Raw genomic sequence first — 23419 nt, 5'->3', positions numbered from 1 at the left:
CTCCCAGGGTCATCCCGCATCCCTTAGCGCCAGCCCCGCCTTCCAGTCGAAGAGTTCCTGCAACACCTGCAGCGCCTTGCCGCGCTCGGACTTGAGTTCTGGATCCCGCGCCACGATCAGGCGGGCGTCGTCGCCAGCGGTGGCGATGAGGTCGCGGTGGGCGAAGGCGTCGGCGAAGACGTAGTCGGGGAGGCCGGACTGGCGCAGGCCCAGCGCGTCGCCGCCGCCGCGCAGCTCGAGGTCCCGCTCGGCGATCGCGAACCCGTCGTCGGTGCGGCGCAGGATGTCGAGGCGCTGCTGGGCGGTCTCCGACAGCGGCGGGTCGTAGAGCAGGACGCAGGCGCTCTCGCGGCGTCCCCGCCCGACCCGGCCGCGCAGCTGGTGCAACTGGGCCAGGCCGAACCGCTCGGCCTGTTCGATGATCATGATCGTGGCGTTGGGGACGTTGACGCCCACCTCCACCACCGTGGTGGCCACCAGCACCGACAGGCGGCCGTCTGCGAAGTCGGCCATGACCGCGTCTTTCTCGCCGCCTGTCAGCTTGCCGTGCACCAGGCCGACGCCGGGACCCAGCAGGTGGCGCAGCGCCTTGGCCCGCATCTCGGCGGCGGCCAGGTCGCTGAGCTCCGATTCCGAGACCAGCGGGCAGATCCAGAACGCCTGGGCCCCGCCGGCGACGGCGTCGCGCAGGCGATCCACCACCTCGTCCAGCCGGTTCATCGGCGCGGCGCGGGTGGCGACCGGGGTCCGGCCGGGGGGCTTCTCCTCGATCCGGCTGACGTCGAGGTCGCCGTACATCGTCAGTTCCAGGGTGCGCGGGATCGGGGTGGCCGACATGGCGATCAGGTGGACGCCGTGGCCCTTGGCCTGCAGCCGCTGGCGCTCGGCGACGCCGAACCGGTGCTGCTCGTCGATCACCGCCAGCTGGAGCTTGTGGAAGACCACCTCGTCCTGGAACAGGGCGTGGGTGCCCACCGCCACCTGGGCCGCGCCGGAGGCCAGCGCCCGCAGCTTCACCGCCCGCGCCGCGCCCTTGTCGCGCCCGGTCAGCAGGACCACGCCGATGCCGTGCGCGGCGAGCGGGCCGGTGATGGTCTCGCAGTGCTGGCGGGCCAGGATCTCGGTCGGCGCCATCAGCGCGCTCTGGCCGCCGGCCTCGGCCACGTCGGCCATGGCGCACATCGCCACCACGGTCTTGCCCGAGCCCACATCGCCCTGGATGAGCCGGCTCATCCGTTCGCCGGCGGTGAAATCGGCGCGGATGTCGGCCAGCGCGCGGTCCTGGGCCCCGGTGAAGACGAATGGCAGGTCGGCGCGGACCTTGTTGGCCAGCGCGCCGGCGGGGATGCGGGCGGCCGGTTCCCGCCGGCGGGCGGCCTTGCGCTGGGCCATGGCCAGCTGGTGGGCCAGCAGTTCGTCATAGGCAAGCCGGCGGCGGTGGAGGCTGAGCGGGGACAGGTCCGCGTCGCTCTCAGGGTTGTGCACGCGGGAGAGGGCCTCGCGCCAGGGCGGGAACTTCTCGCGGGCCAGCCAGGCGGGGTCCTGCCACTCCGGCAGCTCAGGCGCCTTCTCCAGGGCCTCGTGGGCGAAGGTCCTGACCCGGCGGGGCGGCAGGCCCTCGGTCGCGGGATAGACGGCCTCGACTGCGGGGACCTCGGCGGCCTTGTCGGGTGCGACCATGTAGTCGGGATGGACCATCTGGAGGCCGTACTTGGTGTCCTCGACCTTGCCGGACACGATCCGCCGGGCGTTGACCGGATGGCGCTGTTCCAGCTGCGCGCCATAGCTGCCGAAGAACACCAGGGTCATGAAGCCGGTCTGGTCGAACACCCGCACCCGGGTCGGCCGCGACGCGACGCGGGAGACCTCGAAGGACTCGATGGCGACCTCGAAGGTCATCACCTCGCCGTCGATGGCCGAGGAGATCGTCGCGGGAGTCCGGCGGACGACGGAATGCGGCCGCAGCCACAGCACGTCGCGGACCAGCGGCCCGGCCACCTTCTCCAGCAAAGGCGCCACGCGCGGACCCACGCCCTTGAGGGACGTGATCGACGCATAGAGCGGGAACAGAATCTCCGGCCGCATGATTGCAGCATACCTGCTGGCGCGCAGGCCTTCGCCGCTCTATATCCGCGACCTCCTGATGAACACCGATGAAGCACGGCAGAAGAAACTGAAGATGCGCGCCTGGCGGCGCGGCTTCAGGGAAGCGGACCTCATTCTGGGGCCGTTCGCGGATCGGCATGTCCCGTTGTTCAGCGAGGCGGAGCTCGACCTGTTCGAGGCCCTGCTCGAGGAAGCCGACCACGACATCTACGGCTGGATCCTGGAGCGCATGCCGGCGCCAGCGCCCTACGATGGCCTGCTGATGACCCAGCTGCGCGCGTTCCGGGACGAGCCCAAGGGCATCGCCGGTGGCTGACGGCAACCGGCCGGCCAGCGCGGCCCAGATGCGCCGTGTCGCCGACGACCCTGGCCGCCTGGACCTGGTCGGCTCGCCAGAGGGGTTCGACGCCCTGGTGATGGCCGACCTGGTGCGGGCCCGCAAAGGCCTGTCGGTGTTCATCGCCCGCGACGGGACCCGGCTCTCGGCGTTCGTCGACGCCTTCAGGTTCTTCGGCCAGGACATCGAGGTCCTGCATTTCCCGGCCTGGGACTGCCTGCCCTATGACCGGGTGGGACCGTCCGCCGGCGTGGCGGCGCAGCGCATGGCCGCGCTGTCGCGCATGGCCGCCGGCCTGGACGCCAGGCCGCGGCTGCTGGTCACGACCGTGGCCGCCTCGGTGCAGCGCGTGCCGCCGATCGAAGCGGTGCAGAGCGCGGGCTATTCCGCGCGGCCGGGCAATCAGGTCGAGATCGCCGACCTGGAGCGCTATTTCGCGGTCAATGGCTACAGCCGCGCCTCCACGGTCTCGGAGAAGGGCGAGTTCGCCATCCGCGGCGGGGTGATCGACGTGTTCCCGCCGGGCGGCGAGGAGCCGGTGCGCCTGGACCTGTTCGGCGACACCCTGGAATCCATCCGCGCCTTCGATCCAGACACCCAGCGCTCGACCAAGCAGCTGAAGGAGATCTCGTTGCTGCCGGTCAGCGAGGCGCTGCTGGACAAGGCGGCGATCAGCCGCTTCCGCACCGGCTATCTGGAGACCTTCGGCGCGCCCGGCGACGACCCGCTCTACGCCACCATCTCCGAGGGCGGCCGACGCGCGGGTATGGAGCACTATCTGGCGCTGTTCTATCCTGACCTGGCGACGCTGTTCGACTACCTGCCGAAGGATAGCGCCATCGCCCTGGACCACCTGGCCAGCGAGGCGCGCGACGAACGGCTGTCGATCGTCGAGGATGCCTACGACGCCCGGTCCAATGCGGAGCGCAAGGTCCACTACCACCCGCTGGAGCCCAACCGGCTCTATCTCGATGAGGCGGAGTGGAAGCAGGCCCTGGCGGTCCGGGCCACCCGCCGCTTCTCCGCCTTTAACGAGGCCGGGGGCGAGGCGTTGCTGGACATGGGCGCGCGGGCCGGCCGCAACTTCTCTGCAGAGCGCAAGCTGGACAGCGTCAACCTGTTCGAGGCGACCGTCGACCACGCCAACACCCTGGCGGCGGCCGGCAAGCGGGTGCTGTTCGCCTCCTGGTCGGACGGCTCGTCGGACCGGCTGATGCACATGCTGGCCGACCACGGGCTGAAGCGCCTGCCGCTCGCGCCCTACTGGGACGCCGCCCGCGCCGCCGACCCGAAGACCCCACAGCGGGTGGTGCTGCCGCTGGACGCCGGGTTCGAGACCGACAGCCTGGCGGTGATCTCCGAGACCGACATCCTGGGCGACCGGCTGGCGCGGCCGCGCAAGCGCCGGCGCGCGTCGAACTTCCTGGCCGAGGCCTCGGCGCTGACGCCGGGCGACCTGGTCGTCCACATCGACCACGGCATCGCCCGCTACGAGGGGCTGAAGACCCTGGACGTGCAGGGCGCGCCGCACGACACGCTGGAGCTGCAGTACGGCGGCGAGGCCAAGCTGTACCTGCCGGTCGAGAACATCGACCTGCTGACTCGCTACGGCGCCGACAACGAGGGCGTGCAGCTGGACCGCCTGGGCGGGGCGGCCTGGCAGGCGCGCAAGGCCAAGGCCAAGGAACGGTTGCGCGAGATGGCCGACGGCCTGATCCGTATCGCCGCCGAACGGGCCACCAAGCTGAGCGACCCCGTGGAGCCGCCCGCGGGCCTGTTCGACGAGTTCTGCGCCCGCTTCCCGTACGAGGAGACCGACGACCAGCTGGCGGCCATCGGCGACGTGCTGGAGGACCTCAGCGCCGGCAAGCCGATGGACCGGCTGATCTGCGGCGACGTGGGCTTCGGCAAGACCGAGGTGGCGCTGCGGGCCGCCTTCGTGGTGGCCATGAGCGGCCAGCAGGTGGCCATCGTGGCGCCGACCACGCTGCTGGCGCGGCAGCACTACAAGACCTTCACCGAGCGGTTCGAGGGCTGGCCGATCCGCGTGCGCCGCCTGTCGCGCCTGGTGGTGGCCAAGGAGGCCAACGAGACCCGCGAAGCCCTGGCCAAGGGCGAGGTGGAGATTGTCATCGGCACCCACGCGGTGCTCAGCAAGCAGGTCAGCTTCAAGAACCTCGGCCTGGTGATCGTCGACGAGGAGCAGCACTTCGGGGTCAAGCACAAGGAGCAGCTCAAGGCGCTGCGCGCCGACGTGCACATGCTGACGCTGACCGCCACGCCGATCCCGCGGACGCTGCAGATGTCGCTCAGCGGCATCCGGGAAATGTCGATCATCGCCACCCCGCCGGTCGACCGGCTGGCGGTGCGGACCTACATCACGCCCTGGGATCCGGTGGTGCTGCGCGAGGCGCTGCTGCGCGAGAAGTATCGCGGCGGCCAGGCCTATTTCGTCGCCCCGCGCATCTCCGACCTGCCGAACCTGGAGCGGTTCATCCGCGAGCAGGTGCCGGAGGTGAAGTTCGTGGTGGGCCACGGCCAGATGGCGCCCACCCAGCTCGAGGAGGTGATGAGCGCCTTCTACGACGGCCAGTACGACGTGCTGCTGTCGACCACGATCGTGGAGAGCGGGCTGGACATCCCGACCGCCAACACCCTGATCATCCACCGCGCCGACATGTTCGGCCTGGCCCAGCTGTACCAGCTGCGCGGCCGGGTCGGGCGCTCCAAGGCCCGCGCCTTCGCCTATCTGACCACCCCGGCGGAGAAGCAGATCACGCTGTCGGCCGAGAAGCGGCTGAAGGTGCTGCAGTCGCTGGACAGCCTGGGGGCTGGATTCCAGCTGGCCAGCCACGACCTGGACATCCGCGGCGGCGGCAACCTGCTGGGCGAGGAACAGTCGGGCCACATCAAGGAGATCGGCGTCGAGCTCTACCAGCAGATGCTGGAGGACGCGGTGAACGAGCTTCGCTCCCGCGCCGGGGCCGAGGACCTGGCGGCCGACCGGGGGTGGTCACCGCAGATCAACACCGGCGCCGCGGTGCTGATCCCCGAGGCCTACGTCCCTGACCTCAACGTGCGCCTGTCGCTCTACCGCCGCCTGTCGGAGGCGGAGAAGTCGGCCGACCGCGAAGCGCTGGCCGCCGAGCTGATCGACCGTTTCGGACCGCTGCCGCCCGAGGCCGGGCAACTGCTCAAGGTGGTGGCTATCAAGGGCCTTTGCCGCGAAGCCAATGTCTCGAAGATCGATGTCGGACCGAAGGGCGCGGTCGTGACCTTCCGCAACGACGACTTCAAGAACCCCGGCGCGCTGATCGCGTTCGTGGCCAAGAACCAGGTCGCCTGGCGGGTGCGGCCCGACAACAAGGTGGTGGTGAAGGGCGAGTGGGAAACCCCGAAGCAGCGCCTGGACGCCGCCGAACGGATCCTGGCCGAACTGGCGAAGCTCGCGGCCTAGGGCCTTTCTGGTTCAAGTCGTCATCGGTTCAGGCAGAATTCACCTGGACCGGATAAACAGCCCCAACGAAGCAGGAGAATCGGAATGCGCAGCGCCCTGTTGGCCTTGATCGGCGTCACCGCCCTGACCGGCCTGGCCCCGCCCGCGGCCGCCCAGACCGTGGGCGACAAGGCCGACGCCCGGTGCATCCTGGTGATGACCCTGGCCGCCCGCGACCCCAAGAACCGCGAAGCCGCCCAGGAGGCGAGCTACTATTTCCTGGGCAAGCTGTCGGGCCACAGCCTGTCGGCCAAGCTGGCGCCGATCATGCTGGCGGAGGGCAAGGGCATCACCAACGCCGCCCAGGCGCAGGCCGAGCTGGCGCGCTGCGGGCAGGAGATGAACACCCGCACAGCCGAGCTGCGCGCGACCATGGTGCAGATGCAGCAGGCGGCGCAGGCTGCCCAGCCGGCCGGACCGCACGCGCCGCCGCCGAAATAGCGGCCGCTGGCGGACCGCCGGACTTCGGCGCATGCTCGCCCCAACGTCAGCCAATGGACGGGGGGAAACATGAGAACGCTGATCCTGGCCGGAGTGCTGGCCGCCATCGCCATGGCCGCGCGCGCCGACGATGACAGCGCGCGCGACGCCAACCGGGCCGATGTCCGCTGCATCCTGGGCATGAGCGTGATGGGCCGCAATGACACCTACAAGCAGTGGAGCCAGTTCGGGGTGTTCTACTACACCGGCCGCCTGCTCGGCCGCGACCCGGGTATCGACCTGGCGGCTGCAATCAAGCGCGAAGTCCGCCAGATGGCCCCCGGCGAATACAACGGCGAGATCAAGCGATGTAGCGACGCCCTCGGCGAGACCAGCCGCGCGCTGGAGGCCATGAAGCCGTCGATGGGGCGCGGCGTCGGCTAGAGCCTATCTGGTTCAAGTGGACTCGCTTGAACCAGATAAAAAGGCTCTAACTCTTTGAATTAGAGCGCGTCGGGCGGCGAAACCGGGATCCACTTTCGCCTGACGCGCTCTAGGGCAGGCGGGCGCCCGCGATCAGCTTGCGGGCGCGGATCAGCCACTCGATCCGCTGGGCCGAGACCACGCCGACCGCCAGCACCAGGAAGCTGTCGGCCAGGTCGTTGGCCGAAATGTGCAGGGTCGAAGCCTCGCCCTGCAAGGCGTAGCGCACGATGTAGCGCAGAGCGAAGATCCCCAGGATCAGCAGCATTCCCCAGGCCGAGACCCGACTGGTCACCACGTGGGTCCCCGGGTTGACGGTGAAGTGGCTGGCCCGGCCGCGCCACCAGCCCAGGAAGCCCCCGACCGCGACCGCGCCGACGTCCAGGGCAATGCCGAGGGGTCCGGGCGGCGGGCTCTGGCTGAAGGCCAGCAGCGTCATCGCCATGACGATCGCCGGCGTGACCCACAGCCGCTCGATCCGCAGAGTTCGCGCCCGCGAGTTGCGCAGGATGACGACGCCGATGATGATGATGGGCGCTAGATAGGTCCAGACGCCGGCGCCTGGAGGAACCTGGTCCATCAACTCGCCTTCAGAGTCTGGGCCATCGCGGCCGCTTGCTCCAAGGCATAGCCAACAGTCTCCGGCGACGCCACCTCGGCGACCCCCAGATCGAACTCGACCACGAAGGGCGTGTTGCCCTGGCCGGCCTCGAAGGCCGTACAGCCGATGACGGCGGCGATCCGCTCGCCGGCGGCGCGGGCGGAATGCAGCGGCGTGGCCGGCAGGGCGAGGGCGAACACCTCCGGCGCCAGGCGCGCGGCGGTGTCCTCGACGCGCACGAGCCGGCCGATCATCGAGCCGATCTGCGGCACCGCCCGGGCCACCCAGCCGCCAGCCCGCGGGGCCTTCAGGTCCGGCCGCTCGGAGACCTTGAGCACACAGACGCTGAGCGGGCGGTTGCGGGCCTGGGCGCTCAGCGCCAGGCGCATCAGGTGGCTGGCGAACAGGTCGCGGGTGAACAGGCCGGTGGCCGCATCCATGAGGCCGGAGCCACGCGCCTGCTCCAGCGCCGTGCGCACGGACTTCTGGCGGCGATAGGCGCGGGCCAGTTCGACGACCCGCAGCGCCGTCGCGCTCTCCGGGGTCTCGGGCGAGGCCACGTCGGAGATGCCGCGGTGATAGGCCTCCGCGGCGGTCACGGTGCTTTCGGCCCGCATGTAGAGCAGGGCGGGGGTGTGGTAGAGCCGGGTGTTGCGCCGCAGGCCGGCCGCGATGGACAGCGCCTCCTGAGGGTTTTCCTCGGCCCAGAGGACCACGGAATCGAACGGCCGCTCATGCAGATAGTCGAAGGCGGTGAAGGCGGTGAAGGCCCCGACAACCTCCGCGGCGTTGCGCGCCAGGGCGTTCGAAAGCGCCAGGAACTGTGGGGCCGGCTCGCCGATGGCGAGGATTCGATAGGGCGTGGCGTCGGTTTCGGGGGCGTCCAGCACGTGGCCGCGCTCCGCGAAGGTCTCGACGCGGACCTCGAACTCCTCCTCGGCCACTGCGGTGCGCACCAGGGTCTCCAGGCGCATGGCCGCCTGGGCCGGATGCAGCGGGCCGGCCAGGGTCAGGTCGAAGCCACCTGTGTTCTGGAACGGGTCGGGATCGCCCATCGCCATGATGGGGAGACGCCGCGGCGCACAGGCCGCGCGCAGGCGTTGCACGATGCCGTCGTCGGTCTCGACGGTGGCAAGGTCGATGATGGCGGCCTGGATCTGCAGGTCGGAGAGCGCGATGGCGGCGGCCGCCTCGGTGCGCGCCGTCACCGTGCGCCAGCCAAGGCGGTCCAGGCCCTCGGCCAGCGGGCCGGCTGTGGAATCATCGCGAGCGACGATCAATACTCGCGCCTGGATCCCTGCCGACATATCCCCATCCAACTACGCCCGGTCGCGAGTCCAAAGCCTGGAATCGCACGGGGCCGAAGACTTGTCCCATAACCACCCGCAGGTTGCGGAAGCGTTTCATTGTCGCGGGGAGGCGTCGGATGACTGAACTCTTGGCCGGACGCGTAGCGTTCATCACCGGGGCGAGCGGGGGCCTGGGCGCCCATTTCGCCCGCCTGCTGAGCCGCAATGGGGCCGCGGTCGCGGTGAGCGCCCGGCGGCTGGAGCGGGTCGCGGCGCTCGCCGAAGAGCTGATCGCGGCCGGCGGGCGGGCGATCGCCCTGCGGCTCGATGTCGCCGACGCCCACGCCATCGGCCCCGCTCTGGACCAGGCCCAGGCGGCGCTGGGGCCGGTCGACATCCTGGTGAACAACGCCGGCATGGGCGGGGAGGGGATGGCCCTTGACCTCTCCATCGAGGACTTCGACGCCACCTTTGCGGTCAATGTGCGGGGGACCTACTTCGCTGCCCGCGAGGCGGCGGCCCGGATGATGGCGGCGAAGATCGAGGGCCGGATCGTCAACATCGCATCAATCGCCAGCCACACGGTGCTGCCGGGCCTGTCGGCCTATTGCGGCTCCAAAGCGGCGGTGGCGATGCTGACGCGCGGCTTCGCGCGGGAGTGGGCGCGGCAGGGTATCGCGGTCAATGCCCTGTGCCCCGGCTACATCGAGACCGGCATCAACGACTTCTGGTGGCCGACCGAGGGCGGGCAGCGGCAACTGAAGGGCTTTCCCCGCCGGCGGCTGATGGACGCCGGGGACCTCGACGCGGCCTTCCTGATGCTGGCCGGACCCGCGGCCAGGACGATCACCGGCAGTGTCATCACCATCGACGACGGCCAGTCGCTGCCGGGCGGGGGTTAGGCCTGCGGACTTGGCTGACCGAGGGGCAGGGCGCTTAGATCGCACCAAAATCCAGGGAGATCCGCATGCGCCAGGGACCGCTCACCGGCCTGAAGATCGTCGAGTTCGCGGGCATCGGCCCCGGACCGTTCTGCGGCATGCTGCTGTCCGACCTGGGCGCGGACGTGGTGCGGGTCGACCGTAAGGGCGGCCGGGGCGGGGCCGCATCCGCGGTCACGGAGCGCGGCCGCCGCTCGGTGGCCCTGGACCTGAAGTCGCCCGACGCCGTCGAGGCCTGCCTGAAGCTGATGGATGCCGCCGACGCCATCATCGAAGGCTTCCGGCCCGGGGTGATGGAGCGCCTGGGCCTGGGCCCCGACGTGGTGCTGAAACGCAACCCGAAGCTGGTCTACGGGCGTATGACCGGCTGGGGCCAGACCGGCCCCTACGCCAACGCCGCCGGCCACGACATGAACTACATCGCCATCACCGGCGCCCTGCACGCCATCGGCACGGACGACAAGCCGGTCCCGCCGCTGAACCTGGTTGGCGACTTCGGCGGCGGCGCCCTGTACCTGGCCTTCGGCCTGATGGCCGGGGTCATCCAGGCCCGCGAGACCGGCAAGGGCCAGGTGGTCGACTGCGCCATGAGCGACGGCGCGGCCTCGCTGATGGCCATGTTCTACGGGATGAAGGCGGCGGGCATCTGGAAGGAGGAGCGACGCTCCAACCTGCTGGATGGCGGCGCCCACTTCTACGACACCTACCAGTGCAGCGACGGCAAGTGGATCTCGATCGGCTCCATCGAGCCGCAGTTCTACGCCCTGCTGCTGGAGAAGACCGGCATCAACGACCCGGACTTCCAGCGTCAGCACGACCGCGCGATCTGGCCGGACCTGCGCCAGAAGTTGGCCAACGTCATCGCCCAGAAGAGCCAAGCCGAGTGGACCGAGATCATGGGCGCCACCGATGTCTGTTTCGCCCCGATCCTGGACCTGGACGAGGCCCCGAAGCACCCGCACAACGCCGCGCGGCAGACCTTCGTGGAGGTGGGCGGCGTGGTCCAACCGGCGCCCGCGCCGCGCTTCTCCGTCACGCCCGGGGCGATCCAGGGCCCGCCGCCGGCGGTCGGCGCCCACGGCCGCACGGCGCTCTCCGACTGGGGCTTCAGCGCCGCCGAGATCGGGGCGCTGGAGACCTCCGGCGCGCTGGCCAGCTGATCGCCTAAGCTTCGCTATAACAGACACTTACCTGAAGGCGGCGTTCAGATTGGGTTCAGCCGCCGCGGCGCAGTTTGAGGCTCGGGTCGGACGTCGTGCTCTCCCGTCCCTCGAAGCGGCGTACGGCCCGGATGGAACGACACGCCCATCGGCGGCGCGCTGCCTGCTAACCCAGGCGGCGCGCCGTTATGCTATGGGCAGGGATGGTTCCGCCCGACTCGATGCCGACCTAAGGCGCGCATGACTCCGCTCGAACTCGTGCGCCGCCTCGGTGAGCGCGACTGGGATCCGGTCCACGCCCTGCGGCTGAGCCTGACCGTGGTGGGCCGCGCCCTGACCCGGCTGTGGGGCCGCGACGTCATGCTCTACACGGGCGGGGTCTCGTTCTTCGTCATGCTGGCGATCTTCCCGGCCCTGGCGATCGTCATGGGCCTCTACAGCCTGCTGTCCGACCCGACCCGGGTGGCCGAGCAGGGCGAGTATCTCGCCCGCGTCATGCCCCAGGCCGCCCAACTGATCTTCCAGAGCGAGCTGATCCGGCTGTCCCAGGCCCCGCACGAGAGCATCTCGGTGCAGAGCGGCGTGGCCCTGGTGATCGGCGCCTATGCCTCGCACCGCGGCTTCAAGGCCTTTCTCGCCGGCCTGTCGTTCATCCACGACGAGCATAAGCCCCGCGGGTTCCTGAGCTTCAACTTCATGGCCCTGGTGGTCCTGATCGCCGCTTTCGGGGCGCTGGGCGCCCTGTCGGCGGTGTTCTTCATGTTCAGGATCCTGGGCGAGACCTTCCAGCTGCGACCGCTGCGCGGCGCGCCCTGGCTCTACAGCGAGTGGACCTGGGCCAGCGCCGGGATGACGGCGGGGATGACCCTGATCTATCGCTGGGCGATGTCGCGCGACCCGGTGGACTGGCGCGCCTCGCTGATGGGCGGCGCCGCCTCGGCGGGATTGTGCATTTTCGCCTCATGGGGGCTCGGCATCTACGTCGAGCAGATCGCCGCCCTGGGGGCCACCTACGGGTCGATCGCCACGGTGGTGATCTTCCTGATCTGGCTGTCGTGGAATGTGAACGCGCTGTTCTTCGGCGGCGCGCTGGCGACCGAGGTCGAACTGGCGCTCCACCGCCACCGGGCGCCGACGGCTCCCGGGCTGGGCGGACTGCGGGGCTAGGGTCTGACGACGACGAAGCTGAGGGCGCCGCCCGCTTCGCCCTGCTCCAGCACCTGCGCCCCGATCGAGGCGGCGAAGTGCGGCACGTCGATCCGGGCCAGGGGGTCGTCGGCCAGCAGCCGCACCCTGGCCCCCGCCGGCGCCCGTTCGAGCGCGCGCCGCAGCCGCAGGGTCGGCACCGGGCACAGGTGCCCGCGCGCATCCACCAGGATGTCCTCGGAAGCCATGGCCGGCGCATACACCAGCCGATGCGTCGGCGCGAGGCGGACGGCCCGTCTAGCGCGAAAGGTGCAAGGCGGCGATCTGGCCGGCGATGGTCTGGAAGACCGCGGTCAGGGTCTTCGAGTCCGTAACGTCGTAGTAGTAGTCCGCCGCCGTCGCGCAGTTCTTCAGCAACGTACTCGATCCCGTCGTGACCTGGACGCGGATCGTATAGATCTCGACGTCCTTGTTTTTCATGTTCGTGCAGATCAACGCTAGGCGCGAGTCCAGCGCCGCGGTGCGTTCGGTGTCCGAGGCGCCCTGGGGCAGAGGGGTGCCGTCCGACCGCATCACCCGTCCCTGCCAGATGTAGCCGGTGCCGGCGTAGCTGCCGTCGTTTGGCGTGTCGCGCTGGTCGATGGTGTTCTCGCCGTCGGTCATCAGCACGATGATCTTCTTGTACTTGGGCGTGCCATAGGCGACCCCGTCGCTGAACGGCCCATAGGGCGAGATCGTGTTCCAGCCCCAGGACATGCCGATCGGGATGTTCGTGTTGCCGTCGGCGTTCAGGGCGTTGATGGCGGTCCGCAGGCCCGAGAAGTCGGTCGTCAGGCGCATCAGCTTCTGCAGGCCGCAGCCGCGGTTCGGGCCGAAGGTCGTGCCGAGACTACCCTTGGGCGCGTTGCCGTACTTGGTGATCATGCCCTGGCGGACCCGCCAGTTCGAGCTGGATGTCCCGTCGCTCAGGTAGTCGTTCTGAAAATCCTGACCGTAGCCAGAGGTCTTGTTGTCCGGCTCGTCCACCGCGAAATAGGGGGTGTAGAGCGTGGAGCCCGTCGTCGGCTCGGTGTCCTGGACATCATAGGGCGCCTTGCGCATCTCCACGCACCCGCGCCACGTCTGGCCCGTGTTGGAGAACAGGGTGAAGCGGTTGGCGTGCTGGGCGCCAATCGCCGTGGTGAAGATCTCGTCGTTCACCGGCGAGCTCCCGGTCTGGTCGATCCAGGTCGAATAGCGATAGGCGGTCGCGTCGAGCCGCACGGAATTGGAGAACGGCACCAGGGCGATCCGCACCGAGTTGGGTTCGATGGCCTTGTTCGAGGCGTCCTCCATCTGGGTCACGAAGTCGGTGGCCGCCTTCTTCAGGTCGGCCAGCTTGGTGCCCTCGGTCATCGAGCCGGTGTTGTCGAGCACCAGGGCGATCTCGACCTTCATGTCGGCGCGCACCACCTCCGTGGATGCGACCACCGGCATGGTGCCACCGCTCACCAGGCCGGCGATGAACGGCGTCACGTTCAGTTGCGCCGTCGCCTGGACCTTGCCGCCATCGCCGAACGTGAAGCTGGAGGAGGTGAGGACGAAGTCGCTGCTGAGCGACAGGTTCTGGTTCAGGTAGCGGTCGCCGGCCACCTTCAACTGGGCGTCGGTGGTGGAGTTGGTCCGCGCGGCCCCCAGGGCGGCGGCGTCCAGCGCGTCCTGCAACTGCGACTTGGCGCTGGTCACCCGGGCCAGGTCGACCGCACCGAGGCCCGCCACGCAGATCGGCGCCATGGACAGGGCCGCGATGAGCGCGACGTTGCCGCGGTTGTCGAAATGGCGGAGGCGGCGGCCTAGGCCAGCCAGGCTTGGTCTGCGCATTGTGCCGATCCCGAAGCGAAAGCAACGATACTTAATGCGCCAAGATATCGAAGCAGGGATAAGTTGATATTATCTTGATTAGTTAAGTTACGTTTACTGTAATGAGCTGCGTGTTAACGTCTCGTTTGCGTAGCCGTGACAATCTGGGGCATGCCGTACGCGCCCCGCAAACGCCCTCGCAAGCCGTCGTTCCGGCGCGACACGCGCGGCGCCACGGCGGTGGAATTCGCCTTTGTCGCCCCGGTGCTGTGCTTCGCCCTGCTGTCGATCGTGGAGATCGGCATGCTCGGGATGATGAGCAGCGGCCTGGACAACGCCGTCATCGAGGCCGCCCGCCGGATCCGCACCGGGCGCGACGACGGGGCGACTTCGGCGGCCACCTTCGAGGATGAAGTCTGCGCCACCCTGGGCGGCGACGTCAGCGCCTGCCACACCCGGCTGGTCATCAGCGTTCAGAAGTATTCCAAGTTCTTCGATGCCACGGCCACCGTCGATACCCCGCCGGCCGGGGCGTTCGACAAGGGCGGGCCCGGCGACATCATCATCGTCAAGGCCGACTACGTCTGGCCGCTGATGACGCCCTTCCTGGTGACGGCGTTCGGGCGTTCCGGCCCGATGAGCGTGACGCTCGGATCGCGCATCGCCTTCAAGAACGAGCCCTACACATGATCGCACTGCTTCGCCGCGCCGCGGCCGACCGGGGCGGCGTCGCCGCCATCGAGTTCGCGCTGATCCTGCCGGTGCTGTTCGTCCTGAACGTCTCGGCCGCCGAGGCGCTGCAGGCCTATCAGGCGCAGCGCAACGTCGCCCACATCGCCTCGGCCATGGCCGACATTACCGCCCAGAGCCGCACCGTGACCTCGGCCGACCTGGACGACACGCTGACCGCCAGCGTCGCGATGATCCATCCGTTTCCGAACGTGAACCTGCAGCAGCGCGTCTCCAGCCTCAGCGCCGACGCCAGCGGCGCGGTGTCCATAGATTGGTCGGTCAAGAAACTCTACACCGAGGCGGGCAACCCCTCGGTCCCCGCCGGCTACCTCGCCGCGGGCGAGAGCGCGATCGTGACCGACGTGATCTACGACTACAAACCGACCTTCGGCATGTTCCTGCCCGCCAACATCCGCTTCATCCGTCACGCCTATGTGCGCCCGCGGCTGTCCACGAAGGTCGAGAAGACCAGCTGAGGACCCTCTGCGCCCAATTCCCGGCCCGCACGGTGCGTGCGGCGGGATCGGCGCGGCGGCAATCGGCAACGGACTTGCCTCCTAGAGCCTCCCGCGGCCGTACTCTTCCGTGTGGGCGGCGCCTCGCCCCGGCTCCGGTGAGAGCTGCTGGCCTGGCGGCGGGTTTCCGTCTCCCTTCCATCGGCTTCGCCGAACCTGTAATGCCGAAGTGGGGCCTGTGCGCATAAGGTGCGGTTGGATTGGGGGATTTTGCATGAGAGGGCTGATAGGCGGGGTGTTTGCCTCACTGCTGCTGCTGATGGCGCCCACCCAGGGCCTCGCCCAGGGCAAGCCGGTGATCGCGATCTACCAGATGGACGACCTCGCCCACAGCGGCCAGGCCGCCGTGCTGTCGGCCATGATCGAGACCGCGATCGCCAACACCAGCAAGTTCCGGGTGATCGAGCGCGAGCATCTGGGCAAGCTGGTCGGCGAGCAGGCGCGCGCCAAATCAGGGCTGGTCACCACCAATACCCCCGGCAAGATCGGCGGCTTCGAGGGGGCGGACTTCCTGATCTACGGGACGATCACCACCATCCAGGCGCTCAACCGGGCCGACGTCGGCTCGAACCTGGTGGCCGGCATCATGTCGGGCAACAATCGCGCGACCCCGAACTGCAACAACACCTATGCGACCATCGGGCTCGACATCAAGATCACCGACGCGCGCAGCGGCGAGGTCAAGTACGTCACCCGCATTAACGAGACCCAGCGGTCGGCGACGGCCTGCGGCGGCGGCGCCGGGGCGATCGACACCGGCTCGCTGATGCGCGCCGCCGCGGACAAGGTGGCCTCGGGCCTGGTCACCACCATCTATCCGATCCAGATCGCGGCCATTCAGCCCGACGGCGTCATCGTGCTGAACTATGGCGAAGGCGCCGTGCAGGAAGGCGCGGTCATGGGCATCTACTCGAAAGGCGCGGTGATCCGCGATCCCGCCACCGGCGAGGTGCTGGCCAACGACGAGGTCCAGCTGGGCTTCCTCCGGATCATCGGCGTGACGGGCCGGGTCTCGCGGGCGGTGCCGATCACCATGCTCTCGGCCCGGCCGGACATCGGCGCCATCGTCCGCCCGGCGACGCCCGCCGACCTCCAGGCGCTCGCCCACGCGCCGAAGCGCAAGTGAGCGCCGCCATGTCGATCGAGACCTCCCCAGGCCACCACCGGCGGCGGATCGCCCTGGCCGCGGTCGCCAGCCTCCTGGCCTTCGCCACCGGCGCCCAGGCGCAGCCGCGCGGCGGGCCATCGATCGGCGTCGGCCGGATCACCAGCGAGCGGACCTGCAATCTCTACCAGGAGAGCGAAGGTCGCTCCGCCGTCGTCGTCAGCCCCTATGTCATCGCCGCTGCGTCGAGCTGGCGGACCTGGCTGGTCCGCGACTGCGTCGATAATTTCGCCTCGATCCGGACCAGTCTCGAAGCCGCGCTGGCGTCGTCGGGCAAGTTCATCGTGAAACCTGGCGGCGCGACCTATGTGGTGTCCGGCCGCATCTCCGACGTCGGCGGGGAGGGCGGACCGGCCCCTGGCGCGCCGTCGAGCCGTGACGGCTATTCGATCTCCTCCAGCAAGATGTTTGTGAACATGGACGTGACCGTGCGCGACGCCGCGGGCCGGATCGTCTACGGCGCCCTGCTCACCAAGAGCCTGGAGACCGGATCGGACATCAGCACCGGCGGCTTCCGGGCGACCAGCAGCCAGTCGGGCCAGGCGCTCTACACCCAGTTGCAGCATGAGGTGGCGTTGGCCGTCGCCCGACAGGTCGCCTTCCACCTGGTTCCGATGAGGGTCACAGGCGGCGACGGGCGGCAGATCCAGCTGAGCTATGGCGCGCCGATGCTGACCCTGGGCACGATCGTCATGGCCACCAGCGCCGATGGCGCCACCACGCTGCGCTACAACGTGACGTCGGCCGGCGCCGGCATGGCCACGGCGCAGCTCGACGGCGATGGCGATCCGTCCCGCATCGGGCCCGGCAGCATCGCGACCGTGATCGAGGCCGACGATCCGGCCGCGAACGGTCGGCGCTTCAAGCGGGTCGAACTGCCCCAGTAGACGCGACGACACCACTATATGAACCACCGATAGCCGAAACCACTTGAGGGCTGCTTGGCCAGGTCTGTCTTGCGCGTGATCCTTGGCGACCAACTGTCGTCGCGGCTCGAAATCGTGGCCAGCGCCGACAAGGCGAACGACGTCTTCCTGCTGGCCGAGGTCATGGCCGAGGCGTCCTACGTCCGCCATCACGTCAAGAAGATCGCCTTCGTGTTCTCCGCGATGCGCCACCATGCGCAGGCGCTTCGGTCGGCTGGATACGCCGTCCGCTACGTCGCGCTGGAGGACGACGGCAACACCCAGAGCCTGGATGGGGAAATCCTGCGCGCGGTTGAGGCGCTGAGGCCGGAGCGGGTCGCCATCACCGAGCCGGGCGAATGGCGCCTGCGCGAAGGCTTCGAGGCGCTGCGGCTCGTGTTGCCCGCTCCGCTCGACATCCTGCCGGACACCCGCTTCCTGTGCTCGCACGCGGAGTTCGACGACTGGGCGGGGGATCGGCGCGAGCTGCGAATGGAGTACTTCTATCGGGAGATGCGCCGCCGATACGACATCCTAATGGAGCCCGACGGCAAGCCGGCCGGCGGGCGCTGGAACTTCGATGCCGAAAACCGCAAGCCGCCGAAGGCCGGCCTCGACTCGCCGCCCCGGCTGAGCTTCCGGAAGGACGCGACCACCTTGGACGTGCTCGATCTGGTGAGGCGGCGCTTTCCCGACGGCTACGGCCGGCTCGAGCCCTTCCACTTCGCGGTGACGCGCCGCCAGGCGTTGCGCGAGCTGGAGCATTTCATCGCCCATATCCTGCCCAGCTTCGGCGACTACCAGGACGCCATGGTGCGGGGCGAGCCCTACCTGCGCCACTCGCTGCTGGCGGCCTACATCAACGCTGGCCTGCTCTATCCGATGGAGGTCTGCCGCGGGGCGGAGGCCGCGTTTCGGGCAGGACATGCCCCGCTCAACGCCGCCGAGGGGTTCATCCGCCAGATCCTGGGGTGGCGGGAGTATGTGCGGGGCGTCTACTGGCGCTTCATGCCGGGCTACGCCGAGCGCAACGCGCTCGACGCCCATGAGCCGCTGCCGTGGTTCTACTGGAGCGGCGAGACCAAGATGGCCTGCCTGCGCGAGGCCCTGGCGCATACCTACGACCATGCCTACTCGCACCACATCCAGCGCCTAATGGTCACCGGCAACTTCGCGCTGTTGATGGGGCTGGAGCCCAAGGCGGTCCACGAATGGTATCTGGCCGTGTACGCGGACGCCTATGAGTGGGTCGAGTTGCCCAACACCCTCGGCATGGCGCTGCACGCCGACGGTGGGCTGCTCGCCTCCAAGCCCTATGCGGCCAGCGGCGCCTATATCCGTCGGATGAGCGATTTCTGCCAGGGATGCGCCTACGATCCCACTGTCGCAGTCGGGGATCGCGCCTGTCCGTTCAACGCCCTCTACTGGGACTTCATGGCGCGTCACCGGGAGCGGTTCAGCCGCAACGCGCGGATCCCCTATGTCTACGCCAACTGGGACAGGATGGGCGCGGACAGGCAGGAGGCCTTGCGAACCCAGGCGGAGGCGCACGTTGTCGCCATGCGCGAGGGACGCCTGTGAAGGCGAAGCGGGTCGCCAAGTCTGACCTGCCGACCAAGATCTGCGTGGTCTGCCGACGGCCATTCGCCTGGCGCAAGAAGTGGAGCAAGGTCTGGGACGAGGTGCGATATTGCTCGGACGCCTGCCGTCGTCGACGATAGGTCAGGCTGCGGAACCTCGCCGATCGCAGGGAGGCCTGGCGGTGGAGGCAGTCGCACGGCAACAAATCTCCAGCTTGGCTTCGCAGAGCCCCAGCTTGCTTTTGATAGCGAAATTCTGACCTCGCCACCTTAACTGCGGTGGAAGCTTCCGGTGACTGGGGTGCCCCACGGGCGGAGCTCGAAATCAGAAATTATCGGCAAAAGATCAGCTTTCGATCACCCTGCCAACCTGTCGGGACGACACCGCGCGTGCTCAACTCCAGGCATGGCTGATGCAGCCGCAAGCGTGTTGGAGGGGCGTATGAAAGTGACCGCGGCCGGCGTGAGAACGTCATTGGGTTTTATCGCCAACACCTGCAGCGCTGTCCTGGGCGCGATGACCATCAGCATGTTGCCCACCTCCGGCGCAGCGGCGTCCGAAGCCAAGCTTGCTGCGATCCTGAAGCTGCCGACCGGCGCGACGGTCCTCAACCTCAATGCGGGCGACCTGAGCTTCACCCGCGCTTTCGACACCGGATATAGCGCCAACAGCCTGGCCACCAACGGGTCGACGTTGTTCGTCAGCAGAGCGACCGGTATCACCGCCTATGACGCCGACTTTCAGGAGCTGTACCACTACTCCAACCCCTACGGAACGATCGACGCGCTTGCGCTGTCGGGCGGCGTGGTTCACGCGATCCTGAACCTGCCGACGGGCTCGACGGTCCTCAACCTCAATGCGGCCGACCTGAGCTACACCGACGCTTTCGACCTCGGCTATAACGCCAACAGCCTGGCCACCGACGGGTCGACGTTGTTCGTCAGCAGAACGACCGGTATCACCGCCTATGACGCCGACTTTCGGGAGTTGTATCGCTACTCCAACCGCTACGGAACCATCGACGCCCTCGCGCTGTGGAGCGGTCTGGCCTCGACCGACGCCGTGCCCGAGCCCGCGAGTTGGACGATCATGCTCGCGGGCTTCGGGATCGTTGGCGTCGCGATACGCCGCCGGCGTGTCGCGGCCGCCTGAGGCGAGGCGTTGGAAGGTCCGGTTGCGGCCCGGACACCAAGGACGGCTCCTGGCGCATCGGTCTTTGGCTGGCTAGCTCGACCGGTCCGGGTACGTGATCGTTCCGCGATCGGATCGGCCAGGGGTCTACATCCGTCGCGTAGCAATGGACGTCATCGGTAGCCGTGGAGTAACTGCACTGAATCGTGGGTCGCCAGAGACGGGCGGGTTATCAGCGCATAGGTAGGGCTGACTGCGGTCGCATAGGCGCAAACGTCGGGCGGTTCCGCGCCGAATAACGGCGCGAATTGCGCGTCTTGTGTTTGATCAGGGATTTCAGAGACGACTTCGCCGCTCGAGTGGCGGTGGAGGCAGTCGGACTGAAACTAGGCTCCAGCCACTCACCGCGCTCGCTCCTTAAGTGTCAGGGCCCGTGAAGCGGATAACCCGCGGCTTGAACACGCCAGACGGCGTGCGGAGGTTGCGGCGAGCAACCTCCGCCTCGCTGATGAAAATGCCATTGCCGGCGAGAATGAGCGGCCGATCGGCGACGGCGCGATCAAGGAAGGATACGGACCCATGCAGGGTCGTATAGTGGTGGTTGCAGATCGGGCAGGTCTTTGCCCGACCTTCGCTGGCGAACAAGGCAGGCGAATTGACTTCGTGTAGGGTCGCCCAGTCCTTCAATTCCTTGCCACGCAGGTAGAGGCGTCCGACGCAAACCTTGCGGCCGTCGACGAGGTCCTCGATTTCCGCGAGCCATTGCCGAGAAACGACGCGAATCTGAAAGTCACACGTCCAGGTGACCTCATCTCGATCGCGCGGCGTCGCGCTTACATGAACGTCGATTTGTCCAACGGAGGAGCTCGCGTGGATGCCGCCGTCAGGAGCCTTGCAAGCCCATTTCGGCCAGGGAACGGGCATGCCATCGTAAGTCGTCGATGGATATGCGTCGCGGTCCAATGGAACGCACTTGGGGGTCTTTGAAGAATACCAGAGCCAGCGATTTTCTGACCGCTTCGCGCCCGTCACTCAATTCTCCGTTAGCTTCCCGGTTTTGGTGGAGGAGATTTCGCCGCGGGGAGCGCCCTGTCCAGATATTTTGAAATCCAGGTCCCGTTCTTCTTGTCGAATTGACGGGTCGTATCCCGCAGCACATCGACCGCTTTGTCAAAACTCTCGGGATTCAATTTGAAATGCGCCGCCCAGTCCTCTGTGGCCCCGCCGATACCGCCGACGCGGGGAAAGCCGGCCTGCTTCAGCGCCGCGCCTAGCTGGCTATGGAATTTGCTGTGCAAGCTCTTATGAAGCCGCGCGAGCTCCTGCTCGGCAGGGCCTCCCATAAATCTTGGCCAAGGGTGGCGCCCTTGAACAATCCCGCGAATGACCGCGCCGCCGACGTCGTAGCCCAGATGCTTGACGACAGCCTCGGCCACAGCGCCGGCTCCCATGAAGTCGGCTGCCCCGCTTGCAATATTTCCGAGGTCCTTGCCGACGCCGCCCCAGTTGATGTTGTGAGACCAGGCCGGGAAGTCGAACGGACCGGTCGTGTGCCAGCCCGGAATGGGGCGAAGTTTCCCATCGGGCCCTGTCTCAAACACATTTGTCTGGCTGGGATCGGGTCGCTGTGGCGGGGCAGCTCCTGAAAGCGCAGGCGAGACGACAGTGGTGGCTGAGGTGCCGTTGTCGACGCCCAATGGGGTTAAAGGCGGCGCTGCGCGATCGGGACTCGTCGGGTCGATGCGCCAGCGGTTGAGGCCGATGGGAACCGCGTCGAAACCCGGATCGATCTCCTGCCCCGGCCTGCCGCCTGTGATGGCGAAGCCTGGGTCTATATCACGCTGGGACTGCGGTGACCGGATGGCAAAACCCGGATCAATGTCCTGCCCCGCGGAAGGGTTGAAGAAAGCCCGGTTACGTTGAGCCTACCGGGCTTGGCGTTCGTGTTCAATTTCATCAGGCGACCGGAGATACCAGCGGGTGAGCTCATCACCCTCAAGGCTGGCGGGATCGATCGGGTCAGTGGGCATGGCTGCTCTCCATCAGGCATGGCTATGCACGCCGCACCTATGGCCAGGCGGGGCGGACAGTGTTTCGGTGGGTTGGGAGCGCGCGTAGTCCGGTGCGTTCAACGCAGCCGGACGCAAAACGTCACGCTATCAGCATCATGCCGAAAACGCCCAGGCCTGTCAAGAACACAATAGGAACAAACGCGCTGGCGCATTTCTGCCTACGGGTGTTATGCGAAATCGGAGGGGAGAAGAGGGCTCGCGCGAGGCATTGACCGGGCCGCCGGCTGAAGCTCCACTGCAGCCGTGAAAGCCGTCTTCGACACCAAGCCGAACTCCGGCTACGACGACGAAATTGTCCAGCGCTACCACTTCCCGACCCAGAGCAACTATCTGGCGGCCGCGGAAGGTGCCGTGGGCGACTGGATCGTCTATCGCGAGCCACAGCGCAACGGGGGGCGACGCGCCTACATCGCCGTCGCCAGGGTGCTGCGGGTCGAGGCCGATCCGCTGCGCGCCAACCATGCCTACGCCGTCATGGGCGAGTATCTGCCGTTCGATCGGCCCGTGCCGTTCGCGGGCCTCGGGCAGGGCTATTGGGAGACGCCGCTGCGCGCGGTCGCCGATCCGAGCCGGGTGGGCGCCTCGCTGCAGAACAAGTCGATGCGACCGCTCTCGGATGCCGATTTCGCGGCCATTGTCGGCGCCGGCCTCCAGGACACCCTGGCGCCGGAGAACGCCGTCCGCCTCGGGCTGGTCGGCGTCGCAGAGGCGCAGGCGCCCTTCGAGTACGATGCCGCGCCAGGCCTGGACCAGGTTCGGCGCGTCGAGCAGATGCTGGTCAATCGCAAGATTCGGGACGCCAACTTCCGTCGCCAGGTCTGCGCAGCGTACGAGGACCGTTGCGCGGTCACCGGCCTGCGGATCATCAATGGCGGTGGGCGCTCTGAGGTGCAGGCTGCGCACATCTGGGGCGTGGGTGAAGGCGGCCCGGACGTGATCCAGAACGGCATTGCGCTATCAGGCACGATCCATTGGCTGTTCGATCGGCACCTGATCTCGTTGACCGACGACTACAGGCTGCTCGTCTCGCACAACAAGGTGCCGGCGGAGCTACGGGTCCTGTTTGAAAAGCAGTTGGATCGGATCCAGTTACCTGCGAACACGGCCCTATGGCCCCATCCGGCCTATGTGGAACGACATCGCGAGTGTTTTCTGGCCGCCTAGTTGGCGGACGGGGTGTCCGCTGAATTTCCGTAATTGTGTCGTAAAATCAATGCACTAAAAGTTCGGCGGTGCCGCTACCCACGGTCCTACCCACGTCTCGACTAGGCCTCGCGAGCGGTGATCTGATGGTGTTGTTGCAACACCACATTCACGAAGGAAATCGAATGCCACAAGTCGCCGATCTCGACGCCCCGGTCACCTCCGAGTGGCTCGCGCAACAGACCTTTGAACCGTGGAACCCGCAAGACCTGAAGGCGATCTCTGATCAAGAGTGGGCCGCGGCCGCCAATCCCCACGCTTTCCTGATCCGCTTCTCGCTCAACGCAATGAGCCTGG

22 protein-coding genes are annotated in these 23419 nt (G+C 67.9%); 15 read left to right on the top strand and 7 right to left on the bottom strand.

Annotation, left to right across the window (positions count from 1 at the left end; all coding sequences use genetic code 11):
- Window positions 1-9: 9 nt before the first annotated feature.
- Window positions 10-2085, bottom strand: a complete 2076-nt coding sequence (recG, locus tag Q0R13_RS06375) for an ATP-dependent DNA helicase RecG (RefSeq protein WP_293901167.1) — start codon at window positions 2083-2085, stop codon at window positions 10-12.
- Here recG and Q0R13_RS06370 point away from each other — a divergent pair.
- The 4 genes from Q0R13_RS06370 (at window position 2084) to Q0R13_RS06355 (ending at window position 6803) form a co-directional block, all read left to right on the top strand.
- Complete coding sequence (locus tag Q0R13_RS06370; RefSeq protein ID WP_293901164.1) at window positions 2084-2422, top strand: succinate dehydrogenase assembly factor 2; 339 nt, start codon at window positions 2084-2086, stop codon at window positions 2420-2422. The two genes, recG and Q0R13_RS06370, sit on opposite strands and share 2 nt — an antisense overlap.
- A 28-nt stretch (window positions 2423-2450) precedes the next feature.
- Window positions 2451-5900, top strand: coding sequence for a transcription-repair coupling factor (gene mfd / locus Q0R13_RS06365; RefSeq protein WP_293901211.1), 3450 nt, complete (start codon window positions 2451-2453; stop codon window positions 5898-5900).
- A gap of 84 nt (window positions 5901-5984) precedes the next feature.
- On the top strand, window positions 5985-6380 hold the full coding sequence (locus Q0R13_RS06360; RefSeq protein WP_293901161.1) for a hypothetical protein: 396 nt from the start codon (window positions 5985-5987) through the stop codon (window positions 6378-6380).
- Window positions 6381-6449: 69 nt separating this feature from the next.
- Window positions 6450-6803, top strand: coding sequence for a hypothetical protein (locus tag Q0R13_RS06355; RefSeq protein ID WP_293901158.1), 354 nt, complete (start codon window positions 6450-6452; stop codon window positions 6801-6803).
- Window positions 6804-6912: 109 nt separating this feature from the next.
- Here the strand turns inward: Q0R13_RS06355 and Q0R13_RS06350 are convergent, their stop codons facing one another.
- Window positions 6913-7422, bottom strand: coding sequence for a CcdC protein domain-containing protein (locus Q0R13_RS06350; RefSeq protein ID WP_293901155.1), 510 nt, complete (start codon window positions 7420-7422; stop codon window positions 6913-6915).
- A complete protein-coding gene (locus tag Q0R13_RS06345; RefSeq protein WP_293901152.1) occupies window positions 7422-8750 on the bottom strand; it encodes a diguanylate cyclase in 1329 nt (442 codons plus the stop codon). The genes Q0R13_RS06350 and Q0R13_RS06345 overlap by 1 nt, the downstream gene beginning before the upstream one ends.
- Before the next feature lie 119 nt (window positions 8751-8869).
- Here Q0R13_RS06345 and Q0R13_RS06340 point away from each other — a divergent pair, with 119 nt between their 5' ends.
- The 3 genes from Q0R13_RS06340 (at window position 8870) to Q0R13_RS06330 (ending at window position 12000) form a co-directional block, all read left to right on the top strand.
- Window positions 8870-9634 (top strand): SDR family NAD(P)-dependent oxidoreductase, encoded by a 765-nt coding sequence (locus Q0R13_RS06340; RefSeq protein ID WP_293901149.1) that lies wholly within the window; start codon window positions 8870-8872, stop codon window positions 9632-9634.
- 65 nt (window positions 9635-9699) lie between these two features.
- A complete protein-coding gene (locus Q0R13_RS06335; protein ID WP_293901146.1) occupies window positions 9700-10833 on the top strand; it encodes a CaiB/BaiF CoA-transferase family protein in 1134 nt (377 codons plus the stop codon).
- A gap of 240 nt (window positions 10834-11073) precedes the next feature.
- Complete coding sequence (locus Q0R13_RS06330) at window positions 11074-12000, top strand: YihY/virulence factor BrkB family protein (protein WP_293901143.1); 927 nt, start codon at window positions 11074-11076, stop codon at window positions 11998-12000.
- On the opposite strand, the gene Q0R13_RS06325 is transcribed toward Q0R13_RS06330, so the two are convergent.
- Together Q0R13_RS06325 and Q0R13_RS06320 are read right to left on the bottom strand one after the other, a co-directional pair.
- Entirely contained in the window at window positions 11997-12227 is a 231-nt protein-coding gene (locus Q0R13_RS06325; protein ID WP_293901140.1) for a sulfurtransferase TusA family protein, read from the bottom strand. The two genes, Q0R13_RS06330 and Q0R13_RS06325, sit on opposite strands and share 4 nt — an antisense overlap.
- Window positions 12228-12276: 49 nt before the next feature.
- Window positions 12277-13839 carry a pilus assembly protein gene (locus tag Q0R13_RS06320; RefSeq protein ID WP_293901137.1) on the bottom strand — a complete coding sequence of 521 codons (1563 nt, stop codon included), beginning with the start codon at window positions 13837-13839 and terminating at the stop codon, window positions 12277-12279.
- 150 nt (window positions 13840-13989) lie between these two features.
- On the opposite strand from Q0R13_RS06320, the gene Q0R13_RS06315 reads away from it, so the two are divergent.
- The 7 genes from Q0R13_RS06315 (at window position 13990) to Q0R13_RS06285 (ending at window position 19868) form a co-directional block, all read left to right on the top strand.
- The gene (locus tag Q0R13_RS06315; protein ID WP_293901134.1) at window positions 13990-14508 is read left to right on the top strand and encodes a TadE/TadG family type IV pilus assembly protein; all 519 of its coding nucleotides are present in this window, start codon (window positions 13990-13992) and stop codon (window positions 14506-14508) included.
- The gene (locus Q0R13_RS06310; protein WP_293901131.1) at window positions 14505-15026 is read left to right on the top strand and encodes a TadE/TadG family type IV pilus assembly protein; all 522 of its coding nucleotides are present in this window, start codon (window positions 14505-14507) and stop codon (window positions 15024-15026) included. The genes Q0R13_RS06315 and Q0R13_RS06310 overlap by 4 nt, the downstream gene beginning before the upstream one ends.
- Before the next feature lie 253 nt (window positions 15027-15279).
- Window positions 15280-16191, top strand: coding sequence for a CsgG/HfaB family protein (locus Q0R13_RS06305; RefSeq protein WP_293901128.1), 912 nt, complete (start codon window positions 15280-15282; stop codon window positions 16189-16191).
- Window positions 16192-16199: 8 nt separating this feature from the next.
- On the top strand, window positions 16200-17117 hold the full coding sequence (locus tag Q0R13_RS06300) for a hypothetical protein (RefSeq protein WP_293901125.1): 918 nt from the start codon (window positions 16200-16202) through the stop codon (window positions 17115-17117).
- Between the two features lie 54 nt (window positions 17118-17171).
- On the top strand, window positions 17172-18716 hold the full coding sequence (locus tag Q0R13_RS06295) for a cryptochrome/photolyase family protein (RefSeq protein ID WP_293901122.1): 1545 nt from the start codon (window positions 17172-17174) through the stop codon (window positions 18714-18716).
- Window positions 18713-18856 carry a DUF2256 domain-containing protein gene (locus Q0R13_RS06290; RefSeq protein WP_293901119.1) on the top strand — a complete coding sequence of 48 codons (144 nt, stop codon included), beginning with the start codon at window positions 18713-18715 and terminating at the stop codon, window positions 18854-18856. The genes Q0R13_RS06295 and Q0R13_RS06290 overlap by 4 nt, the downstream gene beginning before the upstream one ends.
- Before the next feature lie 301 nt (window positions 18857-19157).
- Window positions 19158-19868, top strand: coding sequence for a PEPxxWA-CTERM sorting domain-containing protein (locus tag Q0R13_RS06285; protein ID WP_293901116.1), 711 nt, complete (start codon window positions 19158-19160; stop codon window positions 19866-19868).
- A 396-nt stretch (window positions 19869-20264) separates the two neighbouring features.
- Here the strand turns inward: Q0R13_RS06285 and Q0R13_RS06280 are convergent, their stop codons facing one another.
- Complete coding sequence (locus Q0R13_RS06280) at window positions 20265-20879, bottom strand: hypothetical protein (RefSeq protein ID WP_293901113.1); 615 nt, start codon at window positions 20877-20879, stop codon at window positions 20265-20267.
- Window positions 20880-20890: 11 nt separating this feature from the next.
- Window positions 20891-21283: a hypothetical protein gene (locus tag Q0R13_RS06275; RefSeq protein WP_293901110.1), complete on the bottom strand. Its 393-nt coding sequence runs from the start codon at window positions 21281-21283 to the stop codon at window positions 20891-20893.
- Between the two features lie 879 nt (window positions 21284-22162).
- On the opposite strand from Q0R13_RS06275, the gene Q0R13_RS06270 reads away from it, so the two are divergent.
- Window positions 22163-23083 (top strand): HNH endonuclease, encoded by a 921-nt coding sequence (locus Q0R13_RS06270; RefSeq protein ID WP_293901107.1) that lies wholly within the window; start codon window positions 22163-22165, stop codon window positions 23081-23083.
- Window positions 23084-23419: the final 336 nt, after the last annotated feature.

It is taken from the genome of Phenylobacterium sp. (genome assembly GCF_025351295.1).
In the GTDB taxonomy this organism is placed as follows: domain Bacteria; phylum Pseudomonadota; class Alphaproteobacteria; order Caulobacterales; family Caulobacteraceae; genus Phenylobacterium.
Note: the sequence above shows the minus strand (reverse complement) of the source record. Positions and strands in the feature narration are given on the sequence as shown.

What these genes read in the sequence shown, in the direction of transcription:
- Q0R13_RS06330 (WP_293901143.1), top strand. Translation starts at nt 11,074, where the DNA reads ATGACTCCGCTCGAACTCGTGCGCCGCCTCGGTGAGCGCGACTGGGAT.
- Q0R13_RS06360 (WP_293901161.1), top strand. Translation starts at nt 5,985, where the DNA reads ATGCGCAGCGCCCTGTTGGCCTTGATCGGCGTCACCGCCCTGACCGGC.
- Q0R13_RS06310 (WP_293901131.1), top strand. Translation starts at nt 14,505, where the DNA reads ATGATCGCACTGCTTCGCCGCGCCGCGGCCGACCGGGGCGGCGTCGCC.
- Q0R13_RS06320 (WP_293901137.1), bottom strand. Translation starts at nt 13,839, where the DNA reads ATGCGCAGACCAAGCCTGGCTGGCCTAGGCCGCCGCCTCCGCCATTTC.
- Q0R13_RS06285 (WP_293901116.1), top strand. Translation starts at nt 19,158, where the DNA reads ATGAAAGTGACCGCGGCCGGCGTGAGAACGTCATTGGGTTTTATCGCC.
- Q0R13_RS06355 (WP_293901158.1), top strand. Translation starts at nt 6,450, where the DNA reads ATGAGAACGCTGATCCTGGCCGGAGTGCTGGCCGCCATCGCCATGGCC.
- recG (WP_293901167.1), bottom strand. Translation starts at nt 2,085, where the DNA reads ATGCGGCCGGAGATTCTGTTCCCGCTCTATGCGTCGATCACGTCCCTC.
- Q0R13_RS06350 (WP_293901155.1), bottom strand. Translation starts at nt 7,422, where the DNA reads ATGGACCAGGTTCCTCCAGGCGCCGGCGTCTGGACCTATCTAGCGCCC.
- Q0R13_RS06315 (WP_293901134.1), top strand. Translation starts at nt 13,990, where the DNA reads ATGCCGTACGCGCCCCGCAAACGCCCTCGCAAGCCGTCGTTCCGGCGC.
- Q0R13_RS06325 (WP_293901140.1), bottom strand. Translation starts at nt 12,227, where the DNA reads ATGGCTTCCGAGGACATCCTGGTGGATGCGCGCGGGCACCTGTGCCCG.
- Q0R13_RS06300 (WP_293901125.1), top strand. Translation starts at nt 16,200, where the DNA reads ATGTCGATCGAGACCTCCCCAGGCCACCACCGGCGGCGGATCGCCCTG.
- Q0R13_RS06335 (WP_293901146.1), top strand. Translation starts at nt 9,700, where the DNA reads ATGCGCCAGGGACCGCTCACCGGCCTGAAGATCGTCGAGTTCGCGGGC.
- Q0R13_RS06340 (WP_293901149.1), top strand. Translation starts at nt 8,870, where the DNA reads ATGACTGAACTCTTGGCCGGACGCGTAGCGTTCATCACCGGGGCGAGC.
- Q0R13_RS06370 (WP_293901164.1), top strand. Translation starts at nt 2,084, where the DNA reads ATGATTGCAGCATACCTGCTGGCGCGCAGGCCTTCGCCGCTCTATATC.
- mfd (WP_293901211.1), top strand. Translation starts at nt 2,451, where the DNA reads ATGCGCCGTGTCGCCGACGACCCTGGCCGCCTGGACCTGGTCGGCTCG.
- Q0R13_RS06305 (WP_293901128.1), top strand. Translation starts at nt 15,280, where the DNA reads ATGAGAGGGCTGATAGGCGGGGTGTTTGCCTCACTGCTGCTGCTGATG.
- Q0R13_RS06345 (WP_293901152.1), bottom strand. Translation starts at nt 8,750, where the DNA reads ATGTCGGCAGGGATCCAGGCGCGAGTATTGATCGTCGCTCGCGATGAT.